Source organism: Streptomyces radiopugnans, assembly GCF_900110735.1.
GTDB lineage: Bacteria > Actinomycetota > Actinomycetes > Streptomycetales > Streptomycetaceae > Streptomyces > Streptomyces radiopugnans.
In genome coordinates, this window is record NZ_FOET01000001.1 from 784304 (window position 1) to 806195 (window position 21892).

A 21892-nucleotide genomic window follows, 5' to 3' on the forward strand; every position below is an offset into this window, starting at 1 on the left:
TTCCTACCCGTTCCCGGCCCTTCCCCGTTCCCGGCCCTTCCCCGTTTCCGGTCCTCCCCGTCCCCGATGCTCCGCGCGCCCCGGGCGGGGCCCGTACGATCAGCGGTGTGACACGGAGGTGGCGGAGGGCGTCGGCGGTACCGGCCGTACTGGTGGCCGGGCTGCTGGCGTTCCAGTCCGGCTGCGTGGAACGGGCGGAGGAGGGCGCCGCGGAGCGCGGAGTGCTCCAGGCGGTGCTGGACCGCCAGGCCGAGGCGGTGCTCACCGGTGACCGCGAGGCCTACCTGGCCACCGTCGATCCCCGCGCGGACGGCTACCGGGACGCCCAGCGCACGGTGTTCGGCAACCTCGCCCGGCTGCCGGTGGATCACTGGTCCTACCGCGTCACCGCCACCGGCGACGACGCCTTCCCGCTCCCGCGGGACACGGACGGCACGAGCGGCGGGGAGGGCGGCGGGGAGCGGGAAGCCGGACCCCGCCGGATCGCGGTCCGTGCCGAACTGCGCTACCGGATCGAGGGCTACGACCCCGCACCGGTGCGGGACGTGGAGTACCTGACCCTCACCGAGCGGAAGGGCCGCTGGTACGTCTCCTCCGACAGCGACGGCGCGCCCGGCGGCCGCCGCAGCGCCCAACAGCTCTGGGAACAGGGGGAGATGACCGTCGTGCGCGGCGAGCGGAGCCTGGTGCTGGGGGTCGGCCGCCCGGAGTTCGACCTGCGCGCGCTGGCGGACGACGCCGACCGCGCGGTCCCCGGCGCCGACGCCGCCTGGCCGCGCGACTGGCCGCGCCGGGTGCTGGTCCAGGCCCCCGCCACACTGGAGCGGATGGCCGGCCTCCTGGGCGGCCCGCCCTCCTCCTACCGCGGCATCGCCGCCGTCACCACCGGAGAGGCGGGCGGCCGGGGCAGGACGCCCGCGGAGCGGATCGTGGTCAACCCGGAAGCCTACTGGCTGCTGGGCGAGGAGGGGCGACGGATCGTCATGACCCACGAGGTCACCCATGTGGCCACCCGCGCGCACACCACCGAGTCCACCCCGCTGTGGCTGTCGGAGGGCTTCGCCGACTGGGCCGCCTACCGGGAGGTGGACCGGCCGCCCGCCCGGATCGCCCCCCTGCTGGCCGGCGCCGTCCGCGACGGAGAGGTGCCCAGGAGACTGCCGACGGACGAGGAGTTCGCCTTCGCCGGGGACGCCGACCGGCTCGCCCGCTCCTACGAGAGCGGCTGGCTGCTGTGCCGGATGGTGGCGCAGCGGTGGGGTGAGGAGAAGCTGGTCGAGCTGTACCTGGCGGCGGGCGGGGCCGACGGCGGCATGGACCCGGTGGTCCGCGAGGTGCTCGGCACCGGCATGGACGGACTCACCGCGCGCTGGCGCGAGTACGTACGGCGGGAACTGGACGAGCGGTAGCGGCCACGGCCGCACCGCCGGGGCGCCGCCGGGGCGCGCCTCACCGGGGGACCAGCCCGTCCTCCCGCTCCGGCGCCCCCGGACGCCTCCCGCGCCCGTCCCCGTCACCGTCCCCGCCGTCTTCCCCGCCACCGTCTCGGCCGGCCGGCTCCGCGCGGCGCAGGGGCTCGGTCACGGTCGTGCGCCACAGCCGGGCGCAGGCCAGCACCGCGGCGGCGACCAGCAGCCCGTTGCGCACCACCAGCAGCGTCACCCCCAGCGCGTCGCTCGCCACCACGCTGCCGAAGTTGAGGGGGAACTCCAGCAGCGTCACCCCCGTCGCCACGACCACCAGCAGCGCGGGCAGCCCCTGCCGGCCGGTGCGCAGCGTCACGCACACCGCGGCCAGACCCACCAGCCAGACCATGTACTGCGGGCTGATGACCCGGCTGGTGACGGTGAACAGCAGCACCGCGGCGAACGCGGCGTCCGCGGCGGTGCTCGCCGTCCACTCCACCGCGCGCAGCCGCCACCGCACCAGCCAGCCGAAGGCGGCGGCGGTGCACAGCAGCGCCGCGGTGCTCACCAGGTCCACGTACGGGCCCAGGAACTCCACCGAGCCGTAGTTCAGCAGCACCTGCCCCTCCCAGCCGAAGTGCCGCGCCACGTGGAAGACCAGGGCGCCCACCGACTCGACCTCGGTGCCGCGGTCGCGCTGGTGGGTGAGGAAGTCCAGCGCGCCGGGCATGGCGGCGGCGAACGCGGCGGTCAGCGCCAGGGCCGTCACCACCGCGGCGCCCCACACGGCGCGGGTGACGCGCCCGCGCGGCGTGCCCGCCAGCAGCAGCGCGGGCCACACCTTCAGCAGCGCCCCGAAGGCCGCCAGCGCCCCGGCCGTGCGCGGGCTGCGGGCCAGGACCAGCAGCGCGGCGACCGCGACGGTGGTGACCATCAGGTCGTAGCGGGCGTACACCGTCGGGCCCAGCAGCGGCACCCCGGCCACCCACACCCACGCTCCCGCCCGGCTGCGGCCCCGCTCCCGCCCGGCGCCGCGGCGGGAGGCGTACAGCAGCAGCGCGAACGCGGCGGCGTCGGCGGCGCAGGCCAGCACGTAGAAGGCGGCCGGGTACTCCAGGAAGGGCAGCAGCGCGGGGGAGAGGATCGCCAGCGCCGCGGCGGGCGGGTACTGCCAGGTGACGTCGTCCGGCGGGAAGACGCCGGTGCTCAGCACCCGGTACCAGCCCTGGTAGATCACCGAGACGTCGCTGGTGACGTCCGGTCCCGGCACCGTGATCACCTTGAACACGCACAGGAGCACCACGGTCCGGGTGGCGGCCCAGGCCGCGATCAGAAGGCGCATGGACCGACCGTACCGGGTGCCGCCCCGGCGCCCCGAGGGCAGCGGGTACTGTCGGCGGCGATGGACAAGACCCTGATCGTCACCAACGACTTCCCGCCCCGGCCCGGCGGCATCCAGGCGTTCCTGCACAGCATGGCGCTGCGGCTGGATCCGGAGCGGGTCGTCGTCTACGCCTCGACCTGGAAGCGCGGCCGGGAGGGCGCCGAGGCCACCGCGCGCTTCGACGCGGAGCAGCCCTTCACGGTCGTGCGCGACTCCACCACCATGCTGCTGCCGACCCCGCACGCGACGCGCCGCGCGGTCTCGCTCCTGCGCGAACACGGCTGCACGTCGGTGTGGTTCGGGGCGGCCGCGCCACTGGGGCTGATGGCCCCCGCCCTGCGCCGGGCGGGGGCGCGGCGGCTGGTGGCGACCACCCACGGCCACGAGGCGGGCTGGGCCCGGCTGCCGGCCGCCCGGCAACTGCTGCGGCGCATCGGAGAGGGCACCGACACCCTCACCTACCTCGGCGAGTACACCCGCTCCCGGATAGCCGCCGCGCTCACCGAGGAGGCGGCGGCGCGGATGGTCCGTCTTCCGCCGGGCGTCGACGAGAAGACCTTCCATCCCGGCTCCGGCGGCGACGCCGTACGGGAGCGGCTGGGCCTGGCCGGCCGGCCGGTCGTGGTGTGCGTCTCGCGGCTGGTGCCGCGCAAGGGGCAGGACACCCTCATCCGCGCCATGCCGCGGATCCTGGCCGAGGTGCCCGAGGCGGTGCTGCTGATCGTCGGCGGCGGGCCGTACGGGCAGGCGCTGCGGAAACTGGCGCAGGAGACCGGAGTGGCCGGCTCGGTCCGCTTCACCGGCGCGGTGCCGTGGGAGGAGCTGCCCGCCCACTACGGCGCGGGCGACGTCTTCGCCATGCCCTGCCGCACCCGCCGCGGCGGTCTCGACGTGGAGGGGCTGGGCATCGTCTACCTGGAGGCGTCGGCGACCGGGCTGCCGGTCGTCGCCGGCGACTCCGGCGGCGCGCCCGACGCCGTGCTGGACGGGGAGACCGGCTGGGTGGTGCGCGGCGGCGCGCCCGGCGGCGAGGCGGCCGCGGAGACGGCCGACCGCATCGTGAACCTGCTGAAGGACCCCGCGCTGCGCCGCCGGATGGGCGAGCGCGGCAGGGAGTGGGTCGAGGAGCGCTGGCGCTGGGACCTGCTGGCCGAGCGGCTGCGGGCACTGCTCTAGCCGTACCGCCCGCGCCGCCGCGCGTCTCCCGGAGCCGGCCGGAGCCCGCCCCGGGAAGTGGGCGTACGCCGAACCGCCCCGGTCCGGACGGGGGTTCCGTCCGGACCGGGGCGGCTCGTGTGCGTCCCGGTGCGCCCGCGCTTCCGCCCGCCGCGTGAGGCGGGCGGAAGCGTCACGCGTACAGCGCCTCGATCTCCTGCGCGAAGTCCTTGGCGACCACGCCGCGCTTGAGCTTCATAGACGGCGTCAGATGGCCCGAGTCCTCGGTGAACTGGGTGGCCAGGACGCGGAACTTGCGCACCGACTCCGCGCGGGAGACGGCCGCGTTGCCGTCGTCCACCGCCTGCTGGACGGCCGCCAGCAGCTCGGGGTCCTCCAGCAGCCGCTCCCTGGACAGGCCGGACTTGCCGTGCTCCTCGGCCCAGCGGGGCAGGAACTCCTCGTCCAGCGTGATCAGCGCGGCGACGAACGGGCGGCCGTCGCCGACCACCATGCACTCGGCGACCAGGGCGTGGGCCCGGATGCGGTCCTCGATGACGGCCGGGGCGACGTTCTTGCCGCCCGCCGTCACCAGGATCTCCTTCTTGCGGCCGGTGATGGTGAGGTAGCCGTCCTCGTCGAGGGTGCCGATGTCGCCGGTGTGGAACCAGCCGTCCGCCATCGCCTCGGCGGTGGCGGCTTCGTTGTTCCAGTAGCCGCTGAACAGGTGCTCGCCGCGCAGCAGCACCTCGCCGTCGTCGCCGATGCGGACCGTCGAGCCCGGCAGCGGCTGCCCGACCGTGCCGACCTTCGGGCGGTCGTAGGGGTTGAAGGCGGTGGGCGCGCAGGACTCGGTGAGCCCGTAGCCCTCCAGCACGGTGAAGCCGATGCCGCGGTAGAAGTGCCCCAGCCGCTCGCCCAGCGCCGCGCCCCCGGAGATGGCGTGGGTGGCCCGGCCGCCGAGGACCGCGCGCAGCTTGCCGTAGACCAGCTTGTCGAAGAGTCTGTGGCGCAGTCTCAGGCCCAGCGAGGGGCCGGAGGCGGTGTCCAGCGCGCGGCTGTAGGCGATCGCGGTGTCGGCGGCCCGGTCGAAAATCCTGCCCTTGCCCTCGCCCCGGGCCTTGGCCCGCGCCGAGTTGTAGACCTTCTCGAACACCCGCGGCACGCCCAGGATCAGCGTCGGGCGGAAGCCGGCCAGGTCGTCGGTGAGCTGCTTGATGTCGGGGCTCAGCCCGAGCCGGATCGGCGCCATGACGGCCGCGATCTGCACCATGCGGCCGAAGACGTGGGCGACCGGCAGGAAGAGCAGCACCGAGCCCTCGCCGGGGACGAACAGCGGCTTGAGCCGCTCGACCACGTTGCCGCAGTCGGCGAAGAACGCCCGGTGGGACAGGACGCAGCCCTTGGGGCGGCCGGTGGTGCCGGAGGTGTAGACGATGGTGGCCGGGGCGTCGGCGTCGGCGGCGCCGCTGTGCTCGTCCAGGACCGCGTCGGTGACCTGCGTCCCGGAGTCGGCCAGCTTCCGCACCGCGCCGTCGTCGACGGTCCACAGGTTCGCCAGCTGAGGCAGCCGGTCGCGCACGGACTCCACCGCGGCGGCGTGGGCGCCGGTCTCCACGACGCAGCCGACCGCGCCGGAGTCGGACAGGATCCACTGGATCTGCTCCGGCGAACTGGTCTCGTAGATCGGCACGGTCACCGCGCCGGCGCTCCAGACGGCGAAGTCCAGCAGCGTCCACTCGTAGCGGGTGCGCGACATCAGGCCGATCCGGTCACCGGGGCGCACGCCCGCCGCGATCAGGCCCTTGGCGGCGGCCCGCACCTCCGCCAGGAAATCCCGGGCGGTCAGGTCCTCCCAGCCGCCCTCGGCGTCCTTGCGGGCGATGACCGGAAGGTCGGGGTGCTGTGCGGCGTTGCGGCGGATGAGATCGGTCAGATTTCCGTCCGCGGGCACCTCGTACAGGGCCGGAAGGCTGAACTCGCGCAAAACTGATGCTCCTCATCGGCGCCGCCGCGGATCCGCCGGGAAACGGACCTCCGCCGGCTCTGGCCCAAGACAGGGGTCTTGAGGGTGGACGGCCACGGACGTTACCCACCGGTACGGGGCTCGGGATAGGGGGTGGCGCCGAGATGTTCGGTGCGTCACACACCACGGGACTGTCCCCCGCAGGGTAGTCCACGCGCCCGCGGGCCACGAAGGAGACGCAGGTCCAGGGGTTGCGCGCGAGCCCTCCGCGCGCCGGGCCACGGGTTCTAGGGTGGCCTCATGCGAGTCCATGTGGTGAGCGACGTACACGGCAACAGCCGGGACCTGGCCGCGGCCGGCGAGGGCGCGGACGCGCTGGTCTGCCTGGGCGACCTCGTGCTGTTCATCGACTACGCCGACCACACCCGCGGCATCTTCCCCGACCTCTTCGGGGCGGAGAACACCACCCGGTACGTCGGACTGCGCACCGCGCGCCGCTTCGACGAGGCCCGTGAGCTGTCGGCCCGGCTCTGGGCCGACGTCGACAAGGCGGGGGCGGTGGAGGCGGCCGTACGCCGCCAGTACGCCGAGCTGTTCGCCGCCTTCCCCACCCCCACGTACGCCACCTACGGGAACGTGGACATCCCCGGGCTGTGGCCCGAGTACACCCGCGAGGGCACCACCGTCCTGGACGGGCGGACGGCCGACATCGGCGGTCTGCGCTTCGGCTTCGTCGGCGGCGGACTGCCCAGCCCGATGCGCACGCCCTTCGAGGTCGACGAGGAGACGTACGCGGCCAAGGTCGCGGCCCTGGGCGAGGTCGACGTGCTGTGCTCCCACATCCCGCCCCTGGTGCCCGAGCTGTGCTACGACACCGTCGCCCGCCGCTTCGAGCGCGGCAGCGAGGCGCTGCTGGAGGCCGTCCACGCGGTGCGGCCCCGGTACGCGCTCTTCGGCCACGTCCACCAGCCCCTGGTGCGGCGCACCCGGATCGGCCGGACCGAGTGCGTGAACGTCGGCCACTTCAACGCCACCGGCAGGCCCTGGGTCCTGGAGTGGTGACTGTGCGGGCCGGACTGCCTGCCGGACTGCCTGCCGGACTGCCGGCCGGGGCGCAGGCCGGATGGGGACGGGGGTGCGCGGGCAGGCGGGGGTGGTGGGAGGGCCGTCGCGTCCGCGCGCGGTAGCCTTCCCCCGCAGACGGCGGCGGACCACGAGCCGGGCGCAGCAACGCGGAGGAGCCACAGGGATGGCCGAGCACACCAGGTCGAGCATCATCGTCGAGGCGGCACCGGCCGAGGTTATGGAGGTGATCGCCGACTTCGGGCGCTACCCGGAGTGGACCGGTGAGGTCAAGGAGGCCGAGGTGCTCTCCACCGACGACCGCGGCCGGGCCGAGCGGGTACGGCTGCTGCTCGACGCCGGGGCCATCCGGGACGAGCACACCCTCGCCTACGAGTGGATCGGCCCCGAGGAGGTCCGCTGGTCCCTGGTGAGGTCGCAGATGCTGCGCACCCTGGACGGCGTGTACCGCCTGAGGTCCCTCGACGGCGGCAGCCGCACCGAGGTGACCTACCAGCTCACCGTGGACGTGAAGATCCCCATGCTCGGCATGATCAAGCGCAAGGCCGAGAAGGTCATCATCGACCGCGCTCTGGACGGGCTGAAGAAGCGCGTCGAGAGCGGCGCGAAGTCCTGAGCGTGGAGGGCACCCGGGCGCGCACGGTCCTGGTCACCGGCGTCGGCGGCGGCGGCCGCACCACCGTCGCGGCCGCCACCGCGCTGGCGGCCGCCCGGAGCGGCCGCCGTACGCTGCTGCTCAGCGCCGAGGACCCGGCCCTGCTGGGGGCGCTGTTCGGCACGGACGGCCCGATCGGCGCCGACGGCGCGGAAGCACCCCGCGAGGTCGCGCCCGGCCTGCTCCTGTCCCGCGTCGACTCCGGCGCCGACTTCCGGGCCCGCGCCGTCGCGCTCCAGGAACGCGCCCGCTCCGCCCTGGACCTGCTGGGCGCCGAGCCGCTGGACGACGACGAACTGGCCGAGCCGCCCGGGGCCGAGGCCTTCGCCATGCTGCGCGCCCTGCGCGCCGCGCACGACGCGGACGCGCACGGTCCCGTGGGGGAAGGCCCGTACGACCTGGTCGTGGCCGACATGCCGCCGGTCGGACGGGCCGTGCGCACCCTGGCGCTGCCCGAGCACACCCGGCGCTGGCTGCGGCGGCTGCTGCCGCCCGAGCGCCAGGCCGCCCGTGCGCTGCGGCCGGTCCTGGCCCAGCTCGCCGGGGTGCCGATGCCCGCCCGCTCGCTCTACGAGGCCGCCGAGCGGCTGGACCGCGAACTCGCCGCCGTGCAGGCGGTGGTCGAATCACCCGGGACCACCGTGCGACTGGTCCTGGAGCCCGGCCCCGCCGCCGTCCGCGCGCTGCGCGCCGCCCGGGCCGGGCTCGCACTGCACGGCCTGGCGCTGGACGCCGTGGTCGCCAACCGGCTGCTGCCCACCGCCTCGCCCGATCCCTGGCTGGCGGGCCTGGCGTCCCGCCAGCAGGGGGCTCTCAAGGAGCTCCTGGGCGACTGCCCGGCCGGTTCGGCGGCCGTGTGCGAACTGCCGCACCTGGGCCGGGAGCCGCAGGGCCCGGCCGACCTCGGCGAACTGGCGGAGCGGATCCCACCGCCCGGCCCGGCGTCAGGCACGCCTTCCGGCCCGATGTCAGGGGCGGCCCCGTCCGGGGACCGGGCCGCGGGACCGTGGACGGTGGAGGACCGGCTGGCCGACGAGGGCGTCCTGCTGTGGCGGCTGCCGCTGCCCGGCGCCGTCCGCGAGACGCTGTCCCTGGTGCGCCGCGGCGACGAGGTCGTCGTCACCACCGGGCCGTTCCGCCGGGTGCTGCCGCTGCCCGCCGCGCTGCGCCGCTGCTCGGTGGCCGGCGCCCGGCTGGCCGACGGCGAGCTGACGGTGCGCTTCGAGCCCGAGCCCGGGTCGTGGCCCGAGCGGGACTGAGGAAGCGCGTCCGGCACCCCGGGCGCCGCCGGGCGTTCGGGTAACGTCGAGGGGGAGGGCCCGTCCGCCGGGCGGCCCTCGGCCACACGCCGCGGACCGCCGCGGCCACCGTCGCAGCCACCGCCCCAGGAGCCCGCCATGAGCGATGCCACCGAGCGCCCCTCCCCTTCGGACCCCGGTGCCGATTCCGACGCCTGGGCCACCGCCTGCGAGGAGGACCTCGCCGCCGAGCGCGAGCGCCGCCGCGAGCGGTACGGGGCTCCGGTGGGGAGCGCCGCCGAGGAGCTGTTCAAGCTGGCCGAGGCGGTCACGGGGAAGCTCGCCGAGCTCGGAGGGCCGCTGGCCGGGCCCGCCGCCCGGGGCGCGGTGCGGCAGTTCGCCCAGTTCGCGGACCGTGCCAGAGCCGCGGTTGAGCCCGTCGTCGAACGCAACCCGAAGGTCTTCGACCACCTCGCCGCCGCGGGTGGCGAACTGCTGGCCGCCTACCGCGCCGCGGTGACGGACCAGGAGGGGCGCTGGACCCGTGGGGGCGCGGGCGGCGGCGCGGCGGACGCGGCGGAGGACCGCGGCGGCCGGGCCGAGCGGGAAGAGGACCGCGGCGCGGCCGGGGCCGAGGGGAAGAAGGACGAAAAGGGCAAGGGCGGCGAGGGGGAGGGCCCCGCCGGATCCCAGCGGATCGAGGTCGACTGATCCCCGCTCCGGCTCCCGCCCCGGCCCCGGCCTGGTCGGAACCCCTTCGGGCGCCGTTCGGGGACCGTTCAGGGCTTGTACGGATCGGGTTTGGTTTCGCAGTCGGTCCGTTCAAGCCTCCGCCCTCCGGTACGGTTGTGCACAGCGGGGATCGACCGAGTAACTGAGGGACACATGGGACTCACCATCGGCGTCGACATCGGCGGTACGAAGATCGCGGCCGGCGTGGTCGATGAAGAGGGCGCGATCCTCGAAACCAGCACGGTGCCCACCCCGTCCACCGCCGACGGCGTCATCGACGCCATCGCGGAGGCGGTCCGCACCGTCAGCACCGGGCACGAGATCGAGGCGGTCGGCATCGGCGCCGCCGGCTACGTCGACGACAAGCGGGCCACCGTCCTGTTCGCCCCCAACATCAAGTGGCGCAGCGAGCCGTTGAAGGACAAGGTCGAGCAGCGCGTCGGCCTCCCGGTCGTCGTCGAGAACGACGCCAACGCCGCCGCCTGGGGCGAGTACCGCTTCGGCGCCGGCCAGGGCCACGACGACGTCGTGTGCATCACGCTCGGCACCGGGCTGGGCGGCGGCATCATCATCGGCGGAAAGCTCCACCGCGGGCGGTTCGGCGTCGCGGCGGAGTTCGGCCACGTCCGGGTCGTCCCCGACGGCCTGCTGTGCGGCTGCGGCAGCCAGGGCTGCTGGGAGCAGTACGCCTCCGGCCGGGCCCTGGTCCGCTACGCCCGCCAGCGTGCCAACGCCACCCCCGAGAACGCGAAGACCCTGCTCGCCCTCGGCGACGGGACCCCGGAGGGCATCGAGGGCCGGCACATCAGCCAGGCCGCCCGGCAGGGCTGCCCGGTGGCCGTCGACTCCTTCCGCGAGCTGGCCCGCTGGGCCGGCGCCGGGCTGGCCGACCTGGCCTCGCTCTTCGACCCCTCCGCGTTCATCGTCGGCGGCGGCGTCTCGGACGAGGGCGATCTGGTCCTCGAACCGATCCGCAAGTCCTTCCGCCGCTGGCTGGTGGGCAGTCAGTGGCGCCCGCACGCCCAGGTGCTCGCCGCCCAGCTCGGCGGCAGGGCCGGTCTGGTGGGCGCGGCCGACCTGGCCCGCCAGGGCTGACGGCACGGGGGCGCGGGTGAGCGAGGCCGCCGGGAACGGAGACTTCCCCGGGCCCGAGTCCGGGCCCGGACCCGAGTCGGGACCCGGGCGCACGGCGCCCGGGGACCTGCCCGCGTCCCGCACCGAGCCCGACGGCTCGGCCGTGGTCCGGCTGCTGAGCTACAACATCCGCTCCATGCGCGACGACACGGACGCGCTGGCCCGGGTCGTCCGGGCCTGCGCGCCCGACGTCCTCTGCGTGCAGGAGGCGCCCCGCTTCTTCCGCTGGCGCAAGTACGCGGCCCGCCTCGCCCGGGAGACGGGCCTGGTGTACGTCACGGGCGGGGCGACCGCCACCGGGCCGATGATCCTGTCCTCGCTGCGCGCCGCGGTGGAGCGCAGCGAGGACGTACTGCTGCCGCGCACCCCCGGCCTGCACCGCCGCGGTCTGGCCACGGCGGTGCTGCGCTTCGGCCCGTCCGCCCGGCTGGCGGTGGTCTGCTGCCACCTCAGCCTGGCCGAGAAGGAGCGGTACGCCCAGGCCGGGATGGTCCTGGACCGCCTGGCGGGCATGGGGGCGGACGCCGCGGTGGTGGCCGGCGACCTCAACGACGAGCCGGACGGCCGGGCCTTCCGGCGTCTGGCCGCCGCCCTCCAGGACGGCTGGGCCACCAGTCCGTGGGGCGGTGAACTCACCTCGACCGCGGCCGAGCCGCGCAAGCGCATCGACGCCGTGCTGGCCACCGGGGCGGTGGAGGTGCTGGGCTGCGGTGTGCCCGCCGGCCTCCCGGGCGTCGCCGAAGCGGACCTGAGGGCGGCCACCGACCACCTGCCGGTCCTGGCCGCCCTGCGCGTACCCGCCGCGTAGCGCCGCGGACCGGTGGGACGGCCCGCTCCGGCCGGGCCGGTCGGCCGTTTCCGGTCCGGTCCGTCAGACCACCGCGCCGCGCCCGGGGTCGTCGAGGTCGTCGTCCTCGTCGTCGCGCATCCGCATCACCAGCGCGGCGAAACCGCCCAGGAACCCGCCGATGCCCAGGGTGGCGATCCACCACGTCACCGGCTGCTGGAACAGGATGGTCAGCATCAGCAGCAGCGGGCCGCCCAGGACCGCCAGCCAGGCGAAGCGGCTCGCGGGGTCCCCCTTGGGCAGCGGCGGGGGCTCGGGCGGCACGAAGTGGCCCTCGTCGTCCTCTCCGAGGTCGCCGTCGGAGGGCTCGGCCGGACTCCAGTCGCGCGGCCCGGAACCGGCCGCGTACACGGTGAAGCTGCGTGCCGCGGAGTCGCCGGCCTCCGGCCCGGAGCGCTCGCCGCCCTCCTCGCCGGGGCCGCCGGACCCGCCCCGCTCGCCGGAGCCACCGGTCTCCTCGGCCCCGCCCGGTTCACCCGGTCCGCCCGGTTCGCCCGGTCCGACGAGTTCGCCGCCCCGCCGCTCCTCGTGCGGAGGGCTCGCGGGCTCCTCTCCGTAGGCGGCCACGATCTGGGCCCAGGCGGCCTCCTCGTCCAGGGGCTCCTGGCCCTCGCCGCGGCCCTGCTCACGCTCCGTCACGTGCCGTCTTCCTCGCTGTGAGGCGGGTGATGAATCCGTAGGAGTCCGCGAAGATCCGCTCCGCGTCGTGGTCCAGGGTGGCCACGTGCAGGCTCCGCTCCAGCACCGTCTCGGTGACGTCGCGCGAGGAGACCCGGTCGAGGATCAGCGCCGAGTCCGAGGGGGGCACGACATGGTCCACCCGGCTGTGCAGGAGCAGCAGCGGCCGGGTGACCCGGGGCAGCTCCCCGCGCACCGTCCGCAGCAGTTCGTACAGGGAGTGCGCGGCGTGCAGCGGCACCCGGTCGTAGCCGACCTCCACCACGCCCTCCTTGGCGATGTCGCCGGTGACGCCCCTGGTCGAGGGGAGCAGGTGGCGCAGGACCGGCAGCGCGTACCCCTGGATCCGCGGGAGCGTCGCCGCCGGGTTGACCGCCACGACCCCGCTGACCGCGTCGCCGTGCAGGGCGGCCAGCCGCAGCGCGAGCGCCCCGCCCATCGACAGGCCGCAGACGAAGACCTGCTCGCAGCGTTCGCTCAGCCGCCGCAGTTCGTGGTCGACGGTCGCGTACCAGTCCTGCCAGCCGGTGACCGCCAGGTCCTGCCAGCGCGTGCCGTGGCCGGGCAGCAGCGGCAGCGAGACGGTCAGGTCCCTCTCGGCCAGATAGCGGGCCCAGGGGCGCATCGACTGCGGGCAGCCGGTGAAACCGTGACACAGCAGGACGCCGACCTCGCCGCCGTCGTGGCGCAGCGGTTCGGCACCGGGGAGCAGGGGCACCGTGGATCTCCGTTCGGTGGTCGACTCGGTGGGGCGCCCGGCATGGGCGGGGATGCTGCCACCCTACGCGTGCGCGCGGTGACCGGGTAGGCCGGACGGCCCGCGCGGGAGCGGAACGAGGGAGGGAGAGCGGTCCCGGCGGGATATGGTCTTACCGGCAGACACAGGAGGTTCCTCGGTTGTTGTACGGCGTCATGAAGCTCTCCCTCGGGAACGGGCTCAGGCTCGCGTTCCGCCCCTGGGTGGAGGGCCTGGAGAACATCCCGGCCGAGGGGCCGGCCATCCTCGCGAGCAACCACCTGTCGTTCTCGGACTCCTTCTTCCTGCCCGCCGTCCTGGACCGCAAGGTCACCTTCATCGCCAAGGCGGAGTACTTCACCACCCCGGGCGTCAAGGGGCGGCTGACGGCGGCGTTCTTCAAGGGCATCGGCCAGCTCCCGGTGGACCGCTCGGGCGGACGGGGCGCGGGCGAGGCCGCGGTCCGCAGCGGCATCCAGGTGCTGGAACGCGGCGAGCTGTTCGGCATCTACCCCGAGGGCACCCGGTCCCCGGACGGCCGCCTCTACCGCGGCAAGCCGGGCGGACTGGCCCGGGTGGCGCTGGCCACCGGCGCGCCCGTCATCCCCATCGCGATGATCGACACCGAGAAGATCCAGCCGCCGGGCAAGGTCGTCCCGAAGCTGATGCGGCCCGGCATCCGGATCGGCGGGCCCCTGGACTTCAGCCGCTACCAGGGCATGGACGGCGACCGCTTCGTCCTGCGGTCGATCACCGACGAGGTCATGTACGAGATCATGAAGCTGTCCGGCCAGGAGTACGTCGACATGTACGCCACGGCGGCCAAGCGGCAGATAGCGGAGCGGGAGAAGGCGGAGAAGGCCGAGCGCGCGGCGCGGCACAGGGCCGGGAAGGCGCGCGGGGGCGAGAGGGCCCGCGAGGGCGGAGAATCCGGGGGAGCCGGGGGAACCGGGAAGTCAGCCGGGGACGGCGGGGGCGACGACAGAGCGGCCTAGGAGCCGCCGGGGGAGGTACGGGGGCGTGGCGATGGCCGCGGGGATGTCCGTCGAGCAGCCGCTGTGGAGGGCGCTGACGGCCTACCGGGTGCTCACCATGGGGTACGCGCTGGCGCTGTACGCCCACGCGTACGGCGAGTACGTCCATCCACTGGGCGCGGGCGCCTATCTCGCCGTCCTGGCGGTGTGGACGCTGGCGACCGTCCGCCGGGTCTCCGGCGCCGAGCGGTGCACCCCGCTCTTCCTGGCGGTGGAACTGGCCGTCGCGCTCGCCGGAATCCTGCTGACACCGGTGGTGGACACCCAGGCGCGCATCGACGCGGGCGGCCCCACCCTGCCGTCGATATGGACGGCCGGCGCGGTGCTCGGCTTCGCGATCAAGAAGGGCTGGCGCTGGGCCGCGGGGGCCTCGCTGCTGGTCGGCGCCGCCAACGTGGCCGCGACGGGCGGCTTCGCGCAGGACACCGTGCACGACGTGCTGCTGGTGTGCATCGCGAGCATCGCCATCGGCTACGTCGTCGAGGTGGCCCGCGCCAGTGAGCGCACCCTGGCCCGCGCGCTGCGGATCGAGGCCGCCACCCGCGAACGGGAGCGCCTGGCCCGGGACATCCACGACAGCGTGCTCCAGGTGCTGGCCATGGTGCAGCGCCGCGGCACCGCCATCGGCGGCGAGGCGGCCGAGCTGGGGCGGCTGGCGGGGGAGCAGGAGGCGGCGCTGCGCACGCTGGTCTCCAGCGGCGTGGTGCCCGAGGCCCCCGCGTCCCGCGCCGCCGGGGACCGTGCTGCGGCCCCCCCCGGCCGCCGTACCGCCGCAGGGGAGGGGCGGAGAGGACGGGGAGGGCGGGGAGGTCTGCGATGTGCGCGCGCTGCTGTCCGCGTACGCCGGGAGCAGGGTCTCCTTCGCCGAGCCCGGCGCCCCGGTGCCGCTGCCCTCGGCGGCGGCCGGGGAACTGGCGGCGGCGGTCGGCGCGGCCCTGGACAATGTGCGCAGGCACGCGCGGGGACCGTCGGGCGAGGAGGCGCAGGCGTGGATCCTGCTGGAGGACGAGCCGGACGCCGTGGTGGTGACCGTCCGGGACGACGGGCCCGGCATCCCGCCGGGGCGCCTGGAGGACGCGGAGGCCGAGGGCCGCATGGGCGTGGCGCTCTCCATCCGCGGGCGCCTGCGCGATCTGGGCGGCAGCGCGGAGCTGCTGTCGGTGCCGGGGCAGGGAACGGAAGTCGAGCTGAGGGTGCCCAAGGATGACCAGCACAACAGGTGAGAGCGGCGCGGGGAGCGGCGGGGCCGTACGGGTGATGGTCGTCGACGACCACCCGATGTGGCGGGACGCGGTCGCCCGGGACCTCGCCGAGGCGGGCTTCGACGTGGTGGCCACCGCCGGGGACGGGCCCCAGGCGGTGCGCCGGGCCAGGGCCGTCGAGCCGGACGTACTCGTCCTCGACCTCAACCTGCCCGGACTGCCGGGCGTCGAGGTGTGCCGGCAGCTCGTCGGCTCCGGTCCCGGCGGCGGGCCCACCGGCCCCCGGGTACTGGTGCTCTCCGCGAGCGGCGAGCACGCGGACGTGCTGGAGGCGGTGAAGTCCGGGGCGACGGGCTATCTGGTGAAGTCGGCGAGCACGCAGGAGCTGCTGGAGGCCGTGCGCCGCACCGCGGAGGGGGATCCGGTGTTCACGCCGGGGCTGGCCGGGCTGGTGCTCGGCGAGTACCGGCGGCTGGCCGGCGACCCCGCGCCGCGCAGGCCCGATGAGCCCGGCGCGCCCCGGCTGACCGAGCGGGAGACCGAGGTGCTGCGGCTGGTGGCCAAGGGGCTGTCGTACAAGCAGATCGCCGAGCGGCTGGTCATCTCGCACCGCACCGTGCAGAACCACGTGCAGAACACGCTCGGCAAGCTCCAGCTCCACAACCGGGTGGAGCTGGTGCGCTACGCGATCGAACGCGGCCTGGACGACGCCTGAGTCATCCGCCGCCCCGCCGTCCACCGCCCGCCGCGGTGTTCCGCCGCACCCGCCGCCCGTACCGCCGCTAGCGTGGCCGGGGCGGGCGGCCGGTGGTTCCGCCGGATCGGGGGAACCCGCCGAAGGAGGCCGGAAACCGGGAAACCGGGCGGAGAAGGGAGACTCATGCGGGTCGGAGTGCTGACCGGCGGCAGCGACTGCCCCGGACTCAACGCGGTGCTGCGCGCGATCGTCCGCAAGGGGGTGCAGGAGTACGGCGACGAGTTCACCGGGTTCCGCGACGGCTGGCGCGGTGTGCTGCGGGACGAGACCGTGCCGCTCGACATCCGGGCCGTGCGCGGCACCCTGCCGCGCGGCGGCACCATCCTCGGCTCCTCGCGCACCAACCCCCTGGCGGAGGACGACGGGACCGACAGGGTGCTGGGCACCCTCGCCCGCCACCGGCTGGACGCCCTGATCGTGGTCGGCGGGACCGCCACGCTCGGCATCGCGGCCCGGCTCGCCGAGGACCACGGCGTCCCCCTGGTGGGCGTGCCCAAGACCATCGACAACGACATCCCCCTCACCGACTACACCGTCGGTTTCGACACCGCCGTCGGCGTCGCCACCGCGGCCATCGACCGGCTGCACACCACCGCCGAGTCCCACAAGCGGGTGCTGGTGGTGGAGGTGATGGGGCGCAGCGCCGGGTGGATCGCCCTCCACTCGGGCCTGGCGGGCGGGGCCAACTGCATCCTCATCCCCGAGCAGCCCTTCGACGTGGACCAGGTGTGCGGGTGGGTCGAGTCCCGCTTCCGGGCCACCTACGCCCCGATCGTCGTCATCGCCGACAGCGCCCTGCCCGAGTCGGGCGAGGTCACCCTGCGCCGCGGCACCACGCCGCTGCCGGGCGCGGACCCCCGCGCCCGCCTCTCCGGAGTGGGCGAGTGGCTGGGCAGGGAGATCGAGCGGCGCACCGGCAAGGAGTCCCGCACCACCGTGCTCGGCCACCTCCAGCGCGGTGGCGCACCCAGTCCGTTCGACCGCTGGCTGGCCACCCGCTTCGGCCTGCACGCGATCGACGCGGTGCACCAGGGCGACTGGGGGGCGATGACGGCATTGCAGGGCACCCGGATCACCCGCGTACGGCTGGCGGAGGCGTCCTCCACGCTGAAGACGGTCGATCCCTCGCTGTACGAGGAGGCGGGCGTCTTCTTCGGCTGACCTTCCGTCCGGGGCGCCGCCGGGCCGGCCCCGGACGGAAGGCCGGCCCGGCGGGCCCTCAGACCAGGACGGCGGCCAGCAGATCGGCCGTGATCCGCGCCCCCTCCAGCGTCAGCACCGACTCGGGGTGGAACTGCACCCCGGCGAAGTGCGGCCCGCGCAGCGCGTGGACGTCCCCGCGGACCGGGTCGCGGCTCAGCTCCACCCCGTCCGCGGCCAGCTCCCGCTCCCGCGCCGCGTCGCAGCGGGCGGTGTAGGAGTTGTAGAAGCCGACGGTCCGCTCGGTGCCGAACAGGTCGATCCGCTCCTGCGCGCCCTGGTACGGCTCGTCCTTGCGGACCAGCTCCAGGCCCAGCGCGGCGGCGATCAGCTCGTGCCCCAGGCAGACCCCCAGCAGCCCGTGCCGGTGGCCGTGCAGCAGTTCGGCGGCGAGCGGGCGCAGCACCCGCATCTTCGGGTCGGCGGCGTCGCGCGGATCGCCCGGGCCGGGGCCGAGCACCACCGGGCCCGGATGCGCGAGCGCCGCCTCGCGCAGACCCGGCTCGTCGTACCGCCGCACCGCCACCTCCAGCCCGGTGGAGCGCAGCAGGTGGGCCAGCATCGCGGTGAAGGAATCCTCGCCGTCCACCACCAGCGCCCGGCCGCGCACCGGGCCGGTGCCGGTGCCGGGGGAGGGCGTCCGCATCCGCAGCCAGAACGGGGCCAGGTCCGCGCGCCGCGCGTCGAGCGCGGCCCGCACCCGCGGGTCGTCCGCCAGGCGCGGCCGTACGGCCTCCCCGGCCGCGCCCCCGGCTGTGATCCCAGCCTCCCCCTCCGGACCCGCGGTCCCGGCAGTCCCGGCCGGTCCGGTCCGCACACCCAGCGCGGCCAGCACCCCGGCGGCCTTGGCATGGGTCTCGGCGACCTCGCCCGCCGGGTCCGAGGCGCGCACCAGCGTGGCGCCCACCGGGACCCGCACCTCGCCGGTGGCCGCGTCGATGTCGGCGGTGCGGATGAGGATGGGGGAGTCCAGCGTCTGGGCGCCGCCGCCGTCCCGGCCGATCAGCGCCAGCGCGCCCGCGTAGTAGCCGCGCCCGCCCTCCTCGTGGCGCCGGATCACCCGGCAGGCGTTCTCCACCGGGCTGCCGGTGACGGTCGCGGCGAACATCGTCTCGCGCAGCACCTCGCGGACGTCCCAGGTGCTGCGGCCGCGCAGCTCGTACTCGGTGTGCGCCAGGTGGGCCATCTCCCGCAGCCGCGGCCCGACCACCACGCCGCCCATGTCGCCGACGGCGCACATCATCTTCAGCTCCTCGTCGACCACCATCGACAGCTCCTCGGTCTCCTTGCGGTCGCCGAGGAACTCCAGCAGGCCCTCCGCGGACGGGCCGCCGGCCGGATAGCGGTAGGTGCCGCTGATCGGGTTCATCACCACCGTCCCGCCGCTCATCCGGACGTGGACCTCGGGGCTGGCCCCCACCAGGGTGCGCTCGCCGGTGTGCACGGCGTACGTCCAGTACGCGCCGCGCTCCCCGGCCAGCAGCCGCCGGAACAGCGCCAGCGCGTCGGCCCTGCCGTAGCCCTCGATCACGCCCCGGTAGGTGCGGCGGACGACGAAGTTGGCGCCCTCGCCGGCGCCGATCTCGTCCTCGACCACCCGGCGCACGATCTCCTCGTACGCGCCGTCGCTCACGTCGAAGCCCCCGCCGGTGACGTGGACCGCGTGGCCGGGCAGCGCGGCCGCCAGCGCGTCCAGGGGCACCTCGTGGATCTCGTCGGGGACGAGCACCGACAGCGGAGTGCCGTCGTCGGCCGCCTCGAAGCCGCGCTCGCGGATCTGCCGGAACGGCACCAGGGCGAGGGTGCCCGGCCCGTCGGCGGGGATGTCGGCCAGCCGCTCCGCCTCGCCGACCTGTCCGAGCAGCACCTCGACGGTGCGCCCGTCCCGGCCGGGGGTGCGGCGCAGCAGCAGGGCGAAGGGCGGGCAGTCGTCGGCCAGCAGGCGCTCCACCAGGGCGCTCGCGGTGACGCCGGCGCCGGGGGCGTTCGTGCGGTCTCTCACAGCGGGTCGTTCCTTCCTGTCGGGGGAGGGAACGGCCCGCGCGCCGGCTGCCGGCGAAAACGGTGAAGGCCGCCCCCTCGGGCGGCCTTCGCGTCGTACGGATCAGTGCGCGCGTCGGTGGGCCGCCGGAGAGGCGGGCCACCACCAGGCTGCGGCCGTCACGGCCGGCACTGTCGTCTGCGCGGACATGCTCCGCACTCTATCCCCGCCCGGCCCGCCCCCGCAGACTCCGTCTCACCCATCGGTCAGGAACGGGGAGGGGCGGAGCCCACCCCGTAATCTGGACGCGTGACCGTGAACGCCAAACCCGACGCCGGTGCCCGCACCTGGCGAGACCTACCCGCGGCGCAGCAGCCCGACTGGCCGGACTCCGAGGCTCTGCGCGATGTGATCGCCGAGCTCGAGTCCTATCCGCCGCTCGTCTTCGCCGGCGAGTGCGACCAGCTGCGCGCCCGCCTGGCGTCCGTCGCCAAGGGCGAGGCGTTCCTGCTCCAGGGGGGCGACTGCGCCGAGGCCTTCGACGCCGTCTCCGCCGAGCAGATCAGGAACAAGCTCAAGACGCTGCTCCAGATGGGGGCCGTGCTCACCTACGCCGGGTCCGTCCCGGTGGTGAAGGTGGGCCGGATCGCCGGGCAGTACAGCAAGCCGCGCTCGAAGCCGACCGAGACCCGCGACGGGGTGACCCTGCCCTCCTACCGGGGCGACTCGGTCAACGGCTTCGAGTTCACCCCCGAGGCCCGCACCCCGGACCCGCAGCGGCTCAAGCGGATGTACCACGCCTCCTCGGCGACGCTGAACCTGGTGCGCGCCTTCACCACCGGCGGCTACGCCGACCTGCGCCAGGTGCACGCCTGGAACCAGGACTTCGTGAAGAACTCCCCCTCCGGCCAGCGCTACGAGGCGCTGGCCCGGGAGATCGACCGGGCGCTGAACTTCATGAACGCCTGCGGGGTGGACCCGGAGGAGTTCAAGACGGTGGAGTTCTACGCCTCGCACGAGGCGCTGATCCTCGACTACGAGTCCGCGCTGACCCGGGTGGACTCCCGCACGGGGGACCTGTACGACGTCTCCGGCCACATGGTGTGGATCGGCGAGCGGACCCGCCAGCTGGACGGCGCGCACATCGAGTTCGCCTCCCGCATCCGCAACCCGATCGGGGTCAAGCTCGGGCCCGCCACCACGCCCGAGGACGCCCTGACGCTGATCGACCGGCTGGACCCGGACCGCGAGCCGGGCCGGCTGACCTTCATCACCCGGATGGGGGCCGACAAGATCCGCGACAGGCTCCCCACCCTGGTGGAGAAGGTCACGGCCTCCGGCGCGCAGCCGGTGTGGGTGTGCGACCCGATGCACGGCAACACCTTCGAGGCGGCCAGTGGGCACAAGACGCGGCGCTTCGACGACGTGCTGGACGAGGTCAAGGGCTTCTTCGAGGTCCACAAGAGCCTGGGCACCCACCCTGGCGGCATCCATGTGGAGCTGACCGGCGACGACGTCACCGAGTGCGTGGGCGGCGGCGACGAGATCTTCGTCGACGACCTGCACCAGCGCTACGAGACCGCCTGCGACCCGCGGCTGAACCGCAGTCAGTCGCTGGACCTGGCGTTCCTGGTGGCGGAGATGTACCGCGACCAGTGAGCGGCGGGCACCGGGCGCACCGGTAGGCACCAGCCGGTAGGCACCGGAACGCGCCGAGGCGCACCGAAACACAGCAGTGCCGTGGGGCGCGGATCACAGCGATCCGCGCCCCACGGCACTGTCGTGCCGGCGACCCGCAGGTTAGGTTAGGGTTACCTCACCCTCCCGGCCGGGATGTCCGGCCGGGGCGTTCGACCCGTCTTCCGTGGAGGTGACCGCGTGTACGTCTGCTCGTGCTTCGGTGTCACTGAGGAGCAGATCCGCGAACACGCGGCCTCCGGGGCCTGCACCCCGCGCCAGATAGCCTCCGCCAGCAGGGCGGGCACCGACTGCGGCTCGTGCGTGCGCCGCATCCAGGGGCTGCTGGGCCGCGGCGGGTGCCCGCGGCGCGAGGCGGCCGGCGCCTCCTCCCGCGCCGGAGCCGCGCTCTCCGCCGTACCGGCCGCGCCCGAGCGGGCCGCGGCCGCGGCCTGAGGCCGCACGGAAGGCGCGAGCAGGTCGCGCGGGGAGCCGTCAGTACGAGCTCGCCGCCGAGCCCGCGCCCGTGTGCGAGTCCGGGTCCGGCTGCTCGATCTGCTGGGCGAGGTACAGCGGCTCGCCGAGCTTCTCGACGAGCTGGAGCTGGGTGTCGAGGTAGTCGACGTGCTCCTCCTCGTCCGCCAGGATGTCCTCGAAGATGTTGGCCGAGGTGATGTCGTCCTTGGCCCGCATCACCTGGATCCCGCGCCGGAGCCGGTCGATCGCCTCGACCTCGATCTGGCGGTCGGCCTGGAACATCTCGGTGACGGTCTGGCCCACCCGCACGTGGAAGAGCCGCTGGTAGTTGGGCAGCGCCTCCAGGAAGACGATGCGGTCGGTCAGCCGCTCCGCGTGCCGCATCTCGTCGAAGGACTCGGCCCGGGTGTACCTGGCGAGCCTCGTCCACCCGTTGTGCTCCTGCAGCTTGGCGTGGAGGAAGTACTGGTTGATCGCGGTCAGTTCGGCGGTGAGCTGCTCGTTGAGGAACTCGATGATCTCGGGGTCGCCCTGCATGCCGACGTGTCCT

At 74.9% G+C, this 21892-nt stretch carries 19 protein-coding genes and 1 pseudogene; 14 read left to right on the forward strand and 6 right to left on the reverse strand.

Annotated features, from left to right (window positions below; all coding sequences use genetic code 11):
- The first annotated feature begins 107 nt into the window (after nt 1-107).
- The gene (locus BMY40_RS03425; RefSeq protein WP_245769807.1) at nt 108-1409 is read left to right on the forward strand and encodes a hypothetical protein; all 1302 of its coding nucleotides are present in this window, start codon (nt 108-110) and stop codon (nt 1407-1409) included.
- 40 nt (nt 1410-1449) lie between these two features.
- Here BMY40_RS03425 and BMY40_RS03430 read toward each other — a convergent pair whose 3' ends face one another.
- Nucleotides 1450-2748, reverse strand: coding sequence for a glycosyltransferase 87 family protein (locus BMY40_RS03430; RefSeq protein WP_093655142.1), 1299 nt, complete (start codon nt 2746-2748; stop codon nt 1450-1452).
- Nucleotides 2749-2808: 60 nt separating this feature from the next.
- On the opposite strand from BMY40_RS03430, the gene BMY40_RS03435 reads away from it, so the two are divergent.
- A complete protein-coding gene (locus tag BMY40_RS03435) occupies nt 2809-3966 on the forward strand; it encodes a glycosyltransferase family 4 protein (protein WP_093655144.1) in 1158 nt (385 codons plus the stop codon).
- A 172-nt stretch (nt 3967-4138) separates the two neighbouring features.
- Here BMY40_RS03435 and BMY40_RS03440 read toward each other — a convergent pair whose 3' ends face one another.
- Nucleotides 4139-5932, reverse strand: coding sequence for an AMP-dependent synthetase/ligase (locus BMY40_RS03440; RefSeq protein WP_093655146.1), 1794 nt, complete (start codon nt 5930-5932; stop codon nt 4139-4141).
- 279 nt (nt 5933-6211) lie between these two features.
- Between BMY40_RS03440 and BMY40_RS03445 the strand changes: the two genes are divergently transcribed.
- The 6 genes from BMY40_RS03445 to BMY40_RS03470 all read left to right on the forward strand — a co-directional run bounded on the left by BMY40_RS03445 (nt 6212) and on the right by BMY40_RS03470 (nt 11561).
- Nucleotides 6212-6973 (forward strand): metallophosphoesterase family protein, encoded by a 762-nt coding sequence (locus BMY40_RS03445; protein WP_093655148.1) that lies wholly within the window; start codon nt 6212-6214, stop codon nt 6971-6973.
- Nucleotides 6974-7160: 187 nt separating this feature from the next.
- Nucleotides 7161-7610: an SRPBCC family protein gene (locus BMY40_RS03450; protein ID WP_093655150.1), complete on the forward strand. Its 450-nt coding sequence runs from the start codon at nt 7161-7163 to the stop codon at nt 7608-7610.
- A 2-nt stretch (nt 7611-7612) separates the two neighbouring features.
- Complete coding sequence (locus BMY40_RS03455; RefSeq protein ID WP_093655152.1) at nt 7613-8908, forward strand: ArsA family ATPase; 1296 nt, start codon at nt 7613-7615, stop codon at nt 8906-8908.
- Between the two features lie 138 nt (nt 8909-9046).
- On the forward strand, nt 9047-9598 hold the full coding sequence (locus BMY40_RS03460; RefSeq protein WP_093655154.1) for a DUF5304 family protein: 552 nt from the start codon (nt 9047-9049) through the stop codon (nt 9596-9598).
- Between the two features lie 174 nt (nt 9599-9772).
- On the forward strand, nt 9773-10714 hold the full coding sequence (locus BMY40_RS03465) for an ROK family glucokinase (protein ID WP_093655156.1): 942 nt from the start codon (nt 9773-9775) through the stop codon (nt 10712-10714).
- A gap of 106 nt (nt 10715-10820) precedes the next feature.
- Complete coding sequence (locus tag BMY40_RS03470; RefSeq protein WP_245769856.1) at nt 10821-11561, forward strand: endonuclease/exonuclease/phosphatase family protein; 741 nt, start codon at nt 10821-10823, stop codon at nt 11559-11561.
- A 63-nt stretch (nt 11562-11624) separates the two neighbouring features.
- Here BMY40_RS03470 and BMY40_RS03475 read toward each other — a convergent pair whose 3' ends face one another.
- On the reverse strand, nt 11625-12239 hold the full coding sequence (locus BMY40_RS03475; RefSeq protein WP_093655159.1) for a hypothetical protein: 615 nt from the start codon (nt 12237-12239) through the stop codon (nt 11625-11627).
- Nucleotides 12226-12996: an alpha/beta hydrolase gene (locus tag BMY40_RS03480; RefSeq protein ID WP_093655161.1), complete on the reverse strand. Its 771-nt coding sequence runs from the start codon at nt 12994-12996 to the stop codon at nt 12226-12228. The genes BMY40_RS03475 and BMY40_RS03480 overlap by 14 nt, the downstream gene beginning before the upstream one ends.
- 194 nt (nt 12997-13190) lie before the next feature.
- On the opposite strand from BMY40_RS03480, the gene BMY40_RS03485 reads away from it, so the two are divergent.
- The 4 genes and pseudogenes from BMY40_RS03485 to BMY40_RS03500 all read left to right on the forward strand — a co-directional run bounded on the left by BMY40_RS03485 (nt 13191) and on the right by BMY40_RS03500 (nt 17168).
- A complete protein-coding gene (locus BMY40_RS03485) occupies nt 13191-14009 on the forward strand; it encodes a lysophospholipid acyltransferase family protein (RefSeq protein ID WP_245769808.1) in 819 nt (272 codons plus the stop codon).
- Nucleotides 14010-14040: 31 nt separating this feature from the next.
- Nucleotides 14041-15271, forward strand: a pseudogene (gene macS / locus BMY40_RS28400) (MacS family sensor histidine kinase).
- Entirely contained in the window at nt 15252-15965 is a 714-nt protein-coding gene (locus tag BMY40_RS03495) for a response regulator (RefSeq protein ID WP_093655163.1), read from the forward strand. The pseudogene macS and the gene BMY40_RS03495 overlap by 20 nt, the downstream one beginning before the upstream one ends.
- 165 nt (nt 15966-16130) lie before the next feature.
- Nucleotides 16131-17168, forward strand: coding sequence for a 6-phosphofructokinase (locus BMY40_RS03500; protein ID WP_093655165.1), 1038 nt, complete (start codon nt 16131-16133; stop codon nt 17166-17168).
- A 58-nt stretch (nt 17169-17226) separates the two neighbouring features.
- Here the strand turns inward: BMY40_RS03500 and BMY40_RS03505 are convergent, their stop codons facing one another.
- Entirely contained in the window at nt 17227-19209 is a 1983-nt protein-coding gene (locus BMY40_RS03505) for an anthranilate synthase family protein (protein ID WP_177213849.1), read from the reverse strand.
- A gap of 288 nt (nt 19210-19497) precedes the next feature.
- Here BMY40_RS03505 and BMY40_RS03510 point away from each other — a divergent pair, with 288 nt between their 5' ends.
- Together BMY40_RS03510 and BMY40_RS03515 are read left to right on the forward strand one after the other, a co-directional pair.
- Entirely contained in the window at nt 19498-20847 is a 1350-nt protein-coding gene (locus tag BMY40_RS03510; protein ID WP_093655167.1) for a class II 3-deoxy-7-phosphoheptulonate synthase, read from the forward strand.
- A gap of 219 nt (nt 20848-21066) precedes the next feature.
- Nucleotides 21067-21321 (forward strand): (2Fe-2S)-binding protein, encoded by a 255-nt coding sequence (locus BMY40_RS03515; RefSeq protein WP_245769809.1) that lies wholly within the window; start codon nt 21067-21069, stop codon nt 21319-21321.
- Between the two features lie 39 nt (nt 21322-21360).
- Here BMY40_RS03515 and bfr read toward each other — a convergent pair whose 3' ends face one another.
- Nucleotides 21361-21879 carry a bacterioferritin gene (gene bfr / locus BMY40_RS03520; protein ID WP_093655171.1) on the reverse strand — a complete coding sequence of 173 codons (519 nt, stop codon included), beginning with the start codon at nt 21877-21879 and terminating at the stop codon, nt 21361-21363.
- Nucleotides 21880-21892: the final 13 nt, after the last annotated feature.